Consider the following 12,448-nt stretch of genomic DNA (forward strand, 5'->3'; position numbering starts at 1 on the left):
CTAAGGCACCTTCGGGTGCCTTTTTTATGTCTCGGGTTTTTTCCTGAGTTGCTGTCGGTAGACGCTGGGCGGGAATCCTGTCCAGCTTTTAAAGGCTTTCGCAAAATTACTGGCATCGCTATAACCCAGCTGTTCGGCGATTAACTCAATGCTTACCGCTTGGTTGAGTAACTCGCGGGCGCGCTTTTTCCGGAACTCATCTTTTAACTGCTGATAGCTGCACTGCTCGGTTTTCAGTCGTCGCTGCAGGGTCGCGGTAGACATATTGAGCCTCGCGGCAACGTCGTCAATGGTCGGTAACTCACCCTGGCTGCGCTGCAGTTGGGCGAGCACCCGCGACGATAGGCGTTGTGAAGAGAGGCTGCGTCGCAGGTCATTTTCGCAGCGCGCTTCCGCCAGTTTTGCCAGGTCGGCGTCGCGGGTCGCAAGGGGCAGATCGAGGATGCTGTTCGGCCACGACAGGCTGTAAACCGAAGCGCCAAAGCTGATTTTGGAGCCGCCGGGGAGCGCCGGTGGCGGGCAGTTTGGGGCCTCTCCCTGCATGGTGATATGGCTGGCCAGGTGCGCGGCGCCGCGTCCAAGTATTTGTCGGCACAAGGTGTCCAGGCAGGAAAGCAAAGACAGGCAGACATAGCGCATGGCAGGGTGTTGTGGCTCGAGTGGCCGGAGGCACAGCATGGCGCGATCGCTGCCTTCGGTTATTTCAGGGTGGGTTTGTCCCGACTCGAGGGTGACAAAGTTAATGCGGGTAGACACGTAGCGATACAGCTTGTCCGCGGCCTCGGACAAACTGCGGCTATGCTGGGCGGCGTAGCCCAGGTAACCGTGCTTGGATAGCGTCATCCGGCGGCCGCCTTCCAGTGCCGACCACAGGTTGTTATCAATTTTCTGAAAGTTGCTCACAGCCTGTAGAAAAGAGCGGTGGCCAATACTGACGTCTTGCAGAAGCAGCACCTCGCTGCTCAGCCCACAGCCCTGTAGCAGTTCCCCAATGGCCATGCCGCGCTCAAAAGCTTGCTCGCTGAGCGTCACCAGGTAGTCACTGGATATGGAATACTCACCGTCGCCGTGTTGTTCTGCGTCCATAACGTGTCCTGTGTCGTTAAAGCACCGGAGGCTGCGAGAAATTAACCTGCTAGCAGTAAAAGCACTATGCCATAGTTTCCGTCGGGTGGTTGAGCGCGCGTAGCGCCGCGACAAGTTGGAGAATAATAATGCAGGTTAATAATGGGATTACCGTTCGGCGGATGCACTTTCCTGCGCCCGCATCCATGGACAAATACTGGTTTGGTGGGAATCCGCTGATTTCGACTTTTTTCTATGCGATGTCGGCGACCTTTCCCGACGGCGAGCGCTTTTTCATTGATACCGTGCGCCACTACCAGCCCGAGGTTAGCGACCCGGCGCTGAAACAGCGCATTCGGGCCTTTATCGGCCAGGAGGCTCACCACGGCAAGGCGCATGAAGACTTCAACAGTGCTTTGGAAGCCCAGGGCTTTCCTATGGCAAAGGTGGCCGCGCGGGCAAAGGCGCTGCTCAATACTGCGAGAAAACGCCTGTCGCCCCAGCGCCAACTCGCGATTACGGTGTCTTTGGAACATGTTACCGCAACGCTTGCTGAGCACGCTTTGCGTCATCCCGAGGTACTGGACGAGATGGACCCGACATTTCGGGACATGTTGGTATGGCACGCGGTTGAGGAAATCGAACACAAGGCGGTGGCCTTCGATGTCTTTCGTCGCCACGTGGGCAGTGAGTTTCTGCGCAGGCGTGTACTTATGCTGTCGCTGATACTTTTTTTCTTCCGCATCAGCGTATTTCAGCGCCAGTTACTGCGGGCGGATGGCCGGCGTGTGACGTGGCGTGAGCGCTGGCAGGCGTTGTGCTTTTTCTGGGGGCGGGGCGGGCTGATGACGGAGGCAATGCCGCACTTTTTGAAGGCATTTCGTCGCGGCTTTCACCCTGATGATATTGATCAGCGTGCACTGATTAACGATTGGCAGTTGCGCTATCCCGATGTCGCTGCTCGCCAAGTGAATCGCTAGTTTTCCTCTCAAAGACACCGCTCTTTTCAGTGGCCTTTTCGATGCCTTTGCCCCTTTGTCCTCGCGAAGGGGACTTTTTATCTCAATGAAAAATATAGAAAATTTCTAGAAATCTACACCGTGGGCGTATTTTTTACGCGATTGTAATGTGTGTGGGGCTTAACAGCCATGGCGGAAGCGCGTATCGTCAATGTAATACACGTAAACTTTGCTGTGTGTATTGGCTGTGCTTTTTCATGGCACGGTCTATGCTGAATAAAAATAATAATACTGGCCTGCACCACTCGTCGTGGCCAGTTCTACATAGGATTACGGAGCCGCCCCATGGAAAGTGTGTCTGGCCATTTCAATTTGCATAACTTCAAGCGCTATCGCCGCCTGGCGGTGGTGCTTTGCTCGCTTGCCGTCGTGGCGTGTAGTTCTGACCAGGGGCCATCGGCCGATAGCGAACAAGCCGCAGCGGCAGCTCAGCAACTGCTGGCCAAGGGAGCGGGTGCAGATGGCAAGGCGCTCTATCAGGCCTGCGTGGCCTGCCATGGCGATGAGGCACAGGGTAACCAGTCGCTGGGCGCGCCGTCGCTGCGCAACCAGCAGAGCTGGTATTTGACGCGCCAGTTGCAGGCCTATCGCTCGGGGCTGCGCGGCAGCCATCCTGAAGACAGCTATGGCCAACAAATGCAGGCAATCGCCAAGACCTTACCCGACAGCGAGGCGGTCGACGCGGTCGTGACATACATCTCGGCGATGGGAAGTCAGGCGGCAGCAGCGACGCTCAGCGGCGACCTAAAACGCGGCGCCGATTACTACAGCAACCTGTGTGGTGCCTGTCATGGCCCCGCGGCTGAAGGGATTGAATTGCTGCAAGCGCCTGCTCTGGCGGGGGTTGATGACTGGTATTTAGAGCGTCAATTTATTCATTTTCGAGACGGTATTCGCGGTGCGGATGAAGCCGATAAATACGGCTACCAGATGGCGATGATGGCGGATTCCCTGCCAGACGAAGCCGTACTGCGCGATGTGCTGGCGTATATTCAGTCACTGGCCGACTAGCAATGAGTGCTTACACGCGGGCCTTGTTGCCTTGCCTCGTGCTGCTGCTTTATTTGCCGGCTGTCCACGCTGCGCAAACCTGGAAACTCAATGAATTTTGTCCGGCGGGTTTTACCTTGCGCGATGGCGGCTGCTATTTGCTGAGCTTGTATCGCGATTACCGATCGTTGCAAAAAAGTGGTGTGGGCGGACTGAAAACCGGCTTACCCACGCTGCGAGAGGGCTTTAGCCCCCAGCAAATTGACCTCGGCCGCTTGCTGTTCTTTGACCCGGTGCTGTCGGGTAATCACCAGTTGAGCTGCGCCTCCTGTCACGATCCGAGTAAGGGTTTTGCCGATGGACGTGGACTGAGCATTGGCGCCGGAGGGCAGCTTGCCAAGCGATCAGCGCCGAGTTTGTGGAATGTCGGTTTTCTTAAGCGCTTGTTCTGGGATGTCAGAGCAGACTCGCTGGAGGCGCAAATGCAGGGGCCCCTTTACGACCCGGTGGAGATGGCGAACAGCCCGGCACAACTGCTGGCCGATCTTCGCGCCTCGGCGCATTACCCCGCGCTATTTGCCGAGGCCTTCGGTGGTGATGCATCGGTTCAGTTGGATCAGATATACACCGCTATTGCCGCTTTCGAGTCTTCCCTGGTGTCGTTAAACAGCCGTTACGACCTCTACGCCCACGGCTATCACGATGTTCTCAACGCCCAGGAAATTGAGGGGATGAACATCTTTCGCTCGTTTGTGGCGCGCTGCGCGGAGTGTCACACCCCGCCGCTGTTTACTAACCAGCAGGTTGCGGTACTGGGTACGCCAGAGCCGGACGGGCGAGCACTTGACCCCGGCGTGCAGGGTGTGACCGGTGATGCGTCGCAGCGTGGCGGCTTTAAAGTGCCTTCGTTGCGCAACGTTGCGCTGACGGCGCCCTATATGCACTCGGGGCGTTTTGCCACGCTGCGCGATGCCACGGCGTTTTACAACGGCGGACGGGGACACGCTGTACCCGCCGGCGAGAAGCTCAGCCTGCACTGGCATATTTGGGAGCCGAATCTCACCGATGAGGAGCTGGATCGCCTCGTCGACTTTATGAAAACACTGACTGACGAAAGCTATATGCCGACACTGCCCGAACGCGTGCCGTCAGGGCTGACGCCAGTATTGGGAAGCCATTGATAGCAATCAATGCCTGGGTAGAAAACCTAAGGAGCAGAACCATGAAAAAGCCCGTTGCCAAGTTGGCGCTATGGCTGTGTTTGTTAATCACTTCAGGCGCGGCCATTGCCGCCGAGCTTGCCGTGAAAGAAGGCCAATCTATTCAGGAGGCAGTGAACGCGGCTGCGCCTGGGGATGTGATTTTAATTCACCCCGGTACATACAAAGAAAGCGTCTATATCGATAAGGACAATATCACCCTGCGCGGCGTGGTGGTTGAGGGGGAGTGGCCGGTACTCGACGGCGAGCACAAACGCAATGACGCGATTTTGTACTCCGGTAACGACGTTACCGTAGAGTGGCTGACCATTAAGCATTACAAAGGCAATGCCATTATGGGGCAGGCCGGTAATAACTACATCATCCGCTATAACCGGGTTATCGATACCGGCGTCTACGGCATATTCCCTCAGTTCGGTAAAAACGGCCTGATTGAATACAACGTGCTCAGTGGCATCGAGGATGCGGCGATCTACGTTGGCATGTGTGACAACGTCGTGGTTCGCCACAATGAAGTGTTTGACAACGTGGCGGGGATTGAAATTGAAAACACCCGGCATGCGATTGTCGAAAACAACTATGCTCACAACAATACGGCTGGTCTGCTGGTATTCATTACCCCTGGCTTACCGATTAAAACCGCCTACGATGTGATTCTGCGCGACAACTTTGTGGTGAATAACAATACCGAAAATTTTGGTGCGCCGGGTTCGATTGTTGCCAAGGTGCCGCGGGGTATCGGTGTGGTTATCATGGCGGCGGATGATGTGATCGTCGAGGGCAATATCATTTCAGGTAACACGACGGCGGGTATCGTAATTACCGATCTTGGCTTTGTTACCGATATTGCTTCCGACCCCGAATCTGAGCCGAACCCGGATCGCATCGCCATTCTCGATAATCTAATGTATGACAACGGCACCGACCCTGTTCCCGAAATTAAAGCGGCCATGCTCACGCAATTCACCCGCCGTGGCCCGGATGTTTTTGCCAATATCGGTTCTGCTCAAGAGCCGGATAACTGCATTTTGCAAAAAGAACAGTACATCACCTTTGGCTTAAAGAAATGGAGCAAGTGCGAGCGAACCAATACGCACGATATTGATACCTACCTGCTTGCTGATGGTGCACCACCACGAGAAATCGAAAACGATGAGGACCGTACTAAGCGGCTTTATCAAGGTATTTGTGCAGGGTGTCACGCCTACAATATGCGGATGATTGGGCCGCCCACGCTGGCGATCCAAGCCCTGTACCACAAGAACCCAGAGGGCATTGCCAATTATATTGCTGAGCCACACAAGATTCGCCCGGATTATCCGCCTATGCCAACTCAGTCGCATCTATCGGAGGAGTTAAGGCGCAAAGTGGCAGAATATATGCTAGAGATTGAAAAGTAAGAGATTGAGAAGTAAGAGATTAAAAAGTACGAGGTAAATGACCGAGGCTTGTGAGTTGTGACGGCGTCGCCAGAACGCCGCTCTTCTTTTCGAATGCAAGCCGCCGCGCAGCATGGTGAGAAGCGAAGAGGGTAAAGCATGAAGGCAGGGCATCGAGCGCGAATAGGCGCAGCAATCGCCGCGACCTTAGTGGCAACAGGCGCGCAGGCGGCAAACAACCTCGCCCTAGAGGAAGTTGTGGTCACCGCGCAGAAGCGGGAGCAGAGTGCCATGACGGTGCCGGTAACCGTGGATACCTTCAGTACCCAGGATCTGGAAAATACCGGGGCCTTAACCATGACCGACATTCAAGCCTATATTCCAGGCTTGAAAGTGGGGACTAACATTCAGGATGCTGGCGGTGTTACCCAGTCCTCCTTTGTGATCCGCGGTATTGAAAGTTCTAACATCAGTACCGGTGGTGACCCCTCCGTCGCCACATTCTTGGATGGTGTCTACCTTCCTCGTGCGGCGATAACGGTGCCATTTTCAGATATGGACCGTGTCGAGGTTTTGAAAGGCCCGCAGGGCACGCTGTTTGGGCGTAATGCTGCAGCAGGCGTGGTCAGCTTCGTTTCCAACCTTCCCGACCTTGAAGCGCGCGAGGGCTTTCTCTCCGCGAAACTCGGGAATTACGGCCTCGTTCGCATTGAGGGCATGGGGAATGTGCCGCTGAGCGACAATCTGGCTTTGCGAGTCAATGTGCTGCACAACCAGCGCGATGCCGTGGTCGACAATAAGGGGCCATCGCGGCCGGACCCGCGAGAGCAGGATAACCAATTCGCCAAAGTATCACTGTTGTGGCAGGCCAGTGATCGGCTGCGTATGCAGCTGTCCGCCGATTACGACAAGGTCGATAACGGCCCGCAGGCGATGATGGGAATTAGCGAGCAATACGCGGATTTTCCCGACCCAACGGATAGAAAAGTCAGTACCGATGCGCGCAAGCCCGGTGAGCGTCGCGATATGTACGGCGTGGTCGGCAAACTTTGGTTTGATGTGAACGATGCCAGTACCTTAAGCCTGATCGCTAGCCACCGCGAATTTGAAACCTATAATTTGCAAGATGAAGACGGTACTGCCGTTGAAGATGTTTATGTAGATACCAACAACGTTGAAGACTCCGATATTAGCTACCTAGAAGCGCAGCTCAATATCGCACTGGAAAATGTCGATATGGTTTTCGGTGTTAACTACAGCACCGAAGATACCTACCAGCTCACCGCGTTAACCTTTAGTTATGGCGCCGTTGTCGAGCTGGCCTCCGACATGTTGGGCCTGCCCGCCAACGTGCTCAACTCGTTAATCGGAGGGGTGATTGCCGGTAATTATGTTACCGAGACGATGACCAATATCGGTGACTTTGAAAACTACGGCGTTTACTCAGACGTCGATTTTACGGTGACGGACCGGCTGAATATTCTAGCCGGTTTGCGCTACAGCAAAGATGACAAGCAGTTCAGCTGGGATGCACCGCTTACCGATTTCCCGCTGTCGCAATTACAAGGGGAAAACTTTTTCTTCAACACCAATGGTGTTGAGCGTGCCAGCGAAAGCTGGGACAAAATTACCGGTCGCCTGGTGGCGAACTATCAGCTGGCCGAGGGAGCGATGGCCTTCGCCAGTTACTCTACGGGTTACAAGTCTGGTGGCTACGACTCGTTAAACCCCGGCTCGGGGGATGTTCCTCTGGAACCAGAGGTCGTTAATAACTATGAGCTGGGGATAAAAGGCGACTTTTTAGCCACGACGATTCGAACGCAGTTGGCGTTATTCCAAATGACCATCGACGACCGTCAGGAGGCTATTGAGTCGCAGCAGCCGGGCAGTGGCGCGGCAGTGCCGACGGTGATTAACACCGACGAAGATATCAGCGGTGTCGAGCTGACCTTAGATTGGTTGGCCACCGAGTCGCTCCGCTTTGGCGTGATTTATACCTACCGCGAGCAGGAGTCCAGCCGCGAGGCGCACTACGATGCACAGGGTAATTTTGTTACCGCCGACAATCGTTCGGCGACAACACCTCAGGAATACACGCTCACCCTGGATTGGTCGCCAGAGCTTGCTGCGGGTACCGTGCTGTTTCACCTCGACTATGTGTACGAGGAGAATACAGACCGCGAGAACGAGGACCACCTGGATGAGTTTAACCGTGTCCCCGGTTACGGCGATGATACCGAACTGCTCAATGCCCGCGTGAGTTTTATCACTCCGTCAGGGGGCTATGAGTTTGCGGTGTGGGGTAAAAACCTATTGGAAAACGAGCGGGTTTCGCAGCCCGGCGGTTTAACCGGCGATGTACTGGGCACCTACCACGTGGGCATTGTTGACCCACTCACCTACGGTGTCGACTTTAAGGCCTTTTTCTAAATCGCGTTTCCCGGTGGCAGTTACTGGGCTGTCACCAGATTTTCATATTAGCCACCTACACTCCCCGCGATATTGATATCGGGGGGAGCCATTGTGTCTTCAAGCAGTTTAAGTCGTCGCCGCTTTTTGGCGGGCAGCATGGCAGGTTTGGCTCTAAGCGCGTGTGGGGGCTCCTCGGGCAGCTCATCAAGCAGCGGCCCTGTCGATTCGCCACTTCCCCCGGACCCGCAGCCTGAGCCGATACCCGATAGTGCTGAACCCGGCCCCATCCCGCCAAGAGGTTTGCACCTCAGCTTTGTTGGCGACAGCCACACCTCGCGCACGGTAACGTGGTTTACCGATGGCCTTGAACCGCCGCAGTCTCGCTTGGAGTTTGGCGTGGTTGAAGAGGGCATGAGCGAAGCTGATATCGCCGAGCAGGTGTTCGAGCACTTCGTCGATGCGAGTGCCGACGAAACGCCGGGGGTGGAGAGTTTTACTCACCGCGCAACGGCAGCGGGGATTGATGCTGAAAAGCCCATGCGTTACCGCGTGGGCTCAGATGAGGGCGGTTGGTCTCCGGTGTATGTGGTTGCACCGTCGCCGCGCGGCGAGTGGAGTTTTATCCACTTTGGCGATCACGGTATTGGTGACCTGCCCCAGCAACTGACGGCCGAAGTACTAAAAACACCCGCAGACCTGATTATGATTGCTGGGGATCTCAGCTACGCGAATGGCGACCAGCCAATCTGGGATACCTGGTTTGAGCAAATGGAGCCGCTGCTGGCTCGCCGCATTACCATGACAGCGCCGGGCAATCACGAGCAAAAAGATTTTGGTGGCGAGGCTTTTAAAAACCGCTTTACCCACCCGCCCAAACCATTGAGTTCGGTGATTGGTCAGGGGAGCCCCGGCAGCTCGTTCTATTCCTTCGACTACAACCGCGTGCATTTTCTTGTAACAACGGCCGGGGCCTTGATCAACGACGGCACCCTCGTTGAAGAAATTATCAATATTGAGGTCGACCTGGCTCAGGCTGCACTGCGTCGAGCGCGGGGTGAGATCGACTTTATTGTTGTTATGCAGCACTACACGATCTGGACTGATCAGCTCGGTCGCAGCCCGGCTAACCCCACGTTGGTGGCGCTGGAAGAGAACATTATGCTGCGCTATGGCGTTGATCTGTTAGCGGTGGGGCACGACCATGTCTATCAGCGCTCCAAACCGATGGGGCTGGGGCTGCCCAACCCCCTTGGTTATGTGCAGGTGCTGGTGGGAACGGGTGGCGCTTCCATTCGCCTGTTCGACGAAAATGGCCCGCAAATTTGGTCTGCGGCTGAATTTATTGGCGTTGGCTTTTGCCGCTATGCGGTTAGCCCCGGCAAGATTCGAGGCGAGTACTATGGCTCGCCGCCGCTGGACCTGAGCGATGAGGGGCGGCAGTACATTACCGGCGACTTTTCACTTCAGGACAGTTTTGAGATAAGTGCCAAGCCGCAGATTGCCTGCCAGTTGTGCGCCAAGCCGGCTCGCAGTAGTGATATTCTGCTCGCCGACTACGAGGCGATCTCCCGGCATACTCGCGAGCGAAACCGCCACGACTTGAGACACTGCTAGGCGTTGTCCTGGGTGGCGCAAAACGCCAGCAGGTCATCGAAGGGCAGGTGATCGCCTTCGTCTTTGCCATAGTGAGCAACGCGAACAATGCCGTCGCGGTCAATTAAAAAATTGGCTGGCATGGTTGTCATATTGCCCTTGATCGTAGTCGGCACATAGCCTTTGCACATACCGCGTATCGCTGTGGGCATGCGCGTCAGCATACCCTTTATAACCCCGAGTATTGAGCGTTGCACTGAGTAGCGCTCGTAGTATTGGCCGGTTTCATCGGCGAGAATTGGGAAGGGGGCGTGATGGTCAGCTGCGTGCTCCTGAAGGTTGTCCAGCGGCGAGTCAAATACCGCGACCACCGTAAAATCGTTAGTAAATTCATCGAAACGCTTTACCAGTTCATGAACCCGCATATTGCAAAAAGGGCAGCTGGCAAAGCGAAAGAACGACAGCATATACGGTCGGCCTGCTAAGTTGGCTATGTCAAACTCCTCACCATTTATGGCGGTCAGGCGTAGGGGTAGGGCACGGTCGCCGGCTTGTACTGTCATACTGTCTCCAATGTTAAGGTCTTACATATCGACCTGTGTGACGCACACGCCGCCACTTTGTTACACCCGCCGCACGATTGTGCGATTGGCTCACAGAAATAACCTTTCCTTGTTGGTGCTACGGCACACTTCTTGACCTACTGTGCAACTTAACGTAAAAGTTTAGAAAAATAATAATGAAATGTCAGACCTCGCCTTGGTTGCGCAGGTAGGCATTTTGAGTGTTTCAAGAAGAAACAGGCCTTCCGGCCCAACCGGGGTTCATATGTCATTATCAAAGTTTGCCATTGCGGTATTGTCCGTTGGTCTTGCTGCCTGCGGAGGCTCCTCTTCCTCAAGCTCTAATTCTGGTGGCGGTACGACATCACCTAAACCTATCGAACAGGGGCGGCTGATAGATAGCCCGGTTAAGGGTGCGGGCTTCGTTAGCAGCTCGTCGATCAGCGGTCTCACCAATGTGAATGGGGTATTTTCCTACCGCCAGGGCGACGCTGTCTCCTTCCGGCTTGGGGGGCTTTCGCTAGGGAGTGCGCAAGGGGCCGCCATTATTACCTTGCTGGATCTTGTTGATGGTGCTCGGGCAGCGGCGAACAGTGGTAGCAGCACTGATGAGGTGTTGGATGACTTTCCGGCGATCGTAAACCTGGCGCGCCTGCTCCAGTCTCTGGACGTGGATGGCGATAGTGGCAACGGTATACAAATTCCGTCAGAGGCAGCCCAAAAAGTTAGTGCTTACGTCAATAGCATCGACTTCACTGACCCGGATATGTTTGCCGACAGTGATAAACCGGCAGTGAAATTTATCTGCGAAGTGAAAGCGGCGAGAGGGATACCCGCCTGCAGTGAAAGTAATATTGTCGACGAGGACGCGGCTCGAAGCGAAGTAAAAGACACTGAAGAGCAGCGGCGCACTGGCAATATCAATGAGCTGCCTATCGTCAGTGCTGGTGCTGACTTGGTCGTTGCTGAAGCCGGCAGCGTTACCCTGCAGGGAAGTGCGCAAGATAACGACGGCAATGTCACGGGCACGCTCTGGCAGCAGACTGACCGCAATGGTGTTGCGATTAATGGCAGCATCGAAATCAATAATCCCGGTTCCTTAACGGCTAGCTTCACCGCGCCGGAAGTTGATCAAGATAGAATCTTTTATTTTTCATTAACGGCGACTGACAACGACGGCGACCGAGCCAGCGATACCGTTGCTGTACTAGTGCGCGACAGCAGTGGTGGTGGAAATGCGCGGCCTGTGGCCAATGCCGGTGTCGACCAAAATGTTGAGTCAGGCGAAGTTGTTGTACTCGACGGCAGTAATAGTGAAGACCTGGATGGTCAGATAACAAGTTATAGCTGGTCGCAAATCGACGAGGATGGAAACTCGGTTAGCAATGGTGTTGCGCTGCAAAATGGCGATACCGCTGAGGCCAGTTTCACGGCGCCGAGCGTTGACGTAATTACTCAGCTGCGTTTTCGCCTGACGGTTTCAGATAACGAATCGGCGACCGATTTTGATGACATCACGATCAACGTAAGCCCTGAGGATACCGAGCCCGAAAATGTGTCTCCTGTTGCTAATGCAGGCGATGACCAAAACGCTATAGCCGGCGAGAGTGTCACTCTCGACGCCAGTGCTTCAAGTGACGCTGATGGCGACGAGCTTAGCTATTCTTGGGAGCAGACTGACGATACGGATATCCAGCTCACCGGTGCCGATACAAAGGTTGCCAGTTTCACGGCACCAGATGTTAGCGAGTCAAGAACCCTGACATTCAAAGTAACAGTGAGTGATGGCGCACTCAGTGCAGACGACCATGTCAGCGTCGTTGTTGCGCCCGCGCCTGCGGTTTGTGATCCAGCCGATCCCGGTACCTACCAGCAGTGTTTTGCAATTTGTACTGACGGCGACCCCGACACAGCGTGCCCGCTGCCGTACGAGGATTTCTCCCCGAATCCAGAGCAATTTGAGGAGGTCTTTAGCCAGCTGCAGGCGTGTGCCGACCAAGACCCTGAAACACAGTGCCTCTTGCCCTTGGAGGGTGAGCCGGAATTTCCATCGCAGATAGAGGAGGTTTTGGGCGAACTCTGTGACGATGCGTCGAATCCGCAGCAGTGCTTAACCGACGGTCAGGATGCGATCTGTAGTGCGTTTGACCCAAATAGTGAGACGCCATTCTGCGGCGGTGGCGACCCAGGTACTCCCCCAGAACTGC

At 55.1% G+C, this 12,448-nt stretch carries 9 protein-coding genes; 7 read left to right on the top strand and 2 right to left on the bottom strand.

Going from position 1 to position 12,448, the window contains the following annotated elements; all coding sequences use genetic code 11:
• Positions 1-24: 24 nt before the first annotated feature.
• Positions 25-1,086 (bottom strand): AraC family transcriptional regulator, encoded by a 1,062-nt coding sequence (locus tag ABNS66_RS08515; RefSeq protein WP_286838776.1) that lies wholly within the window; start codon positions 1,084-1,086, stop codon positions 25-27.
• Between the two features lie 128 nt (positions 1,087-1,214).
• On the opposite strand from ABNS66_RS08515, the gene ABNS66_RS08520 reads away from it, so the two are divergent.
• From ABNS66_RS08520 to ABNS66_RS08545, 6 genes are all read left to right on the top strand, one after another.
• The gene (locus tag ABNS66_RS08520; RefSeq protein ID WP_286838777.1) at positions 1,215-2,045 is read left to right on the top strand and encodes a metal-dependent hydrolase; all 831 of its coding nucleotides are present in this window, start codon (positions 1,215-1,217) and stop codon (positions 2,043-2,045) included.
• A 324-nt stretch (positions 2,046-2,369) separates the two neighbouring features.
• On the top strand, positions 2,370-3,095 hold the full coding sequence (locus ABNS66_RS08525; protein ID WP_204996122.1) for a c-type cytochrome: 726 nt from the start codon (positions 2,370-2,372) through the stop codon (positions 3,093-3,095).
• A gap of 2 nt (positions 3,096-3,097) precedes the next feature.
• The gene (locus tag ABNS66_RS08530) at positions 3,098-4,255 is read left to right on the top strand and encodes a cytochrome c peroxidase (protein ID WP_286838779.1); all 1,158 of its coding nucleotides are present in this window, start codon (positions 3,098-3,100) and stop codon (positions 4,253-4,255) included.
• A gap of 41 nt (positions 4,256-4,296) precedes the next feature.
• A complete protein-coding gene (locus ABNS66_RS08535; RefSeq protein WP_286838780.1) occupies positions 4,297-5,694 on the top strand; it encodes a parallel beta-helix domain-containing protein in 1,398 nt (465 codons plus the stop codon).
• Between the two features lie 138 nt (positions 5,695-5,832).
• Positions 5,833-8,103 (top strand): TonB-dependent receptor, encoded by a 2,271-nt coding sequence (locus ABNS66_RS08540; RefSeq protein ID WP_286838781.1) that lies wholly within the window; start codon positions 5,833-5,835, stop codon positions 8,101-8,103.
• A gap of 93 nt (positions 8,104-8,196) precedes the next feature.
• Entirely contained in the window at positions 8,197-9,699 is a 1,503-nt protein-coding gene (locus tag ABNS66_RS08545; protein WP_286838783.1) for a metallophosphoesterase family protein, read from the top strand.
• Here ABNS66_RS08545 and ABNS66_RS08550 read toward each other — a convergent pair.
• Positions 9,696-10,241, bottom strand: a complete 546-nt coding sequence (locus tag ABNS66_RS08550; protein WP_286838785.1) for a redoxin domain-containing protein — start codon at positions 10,239-10,241, stop codon at positions 9,696-9,698. The genes ABNS66_RS08545 and ABNS66_RS08550 overlap by 4 nt on opposite strands.
• 265 nt (positions 10,242-10,506) lie before the next feature.
• Here ABNS66_RS08550 and ABNS66_RS08555 point away from each other — a divergent pair.
• On the top strand, positions 10,507-12,448 hold a 1,942-nt coding region (locus tag ABNS66_RS08555), incomplete at its 3' end, for a PKD domain-containing protein (protein WP_348655301.1).

The sequence above is a fragment of the uncultured Spongiibacter sp. genome (genome assembly GCF_964011655.1).
Taxonomy (GTDB): Bacteria; Pseudomonadota; Gammaproteobacteria; order Pseudomonadales; family Spongiibacteraceae; genus Spongiibacter; species Spongiibacter marinus.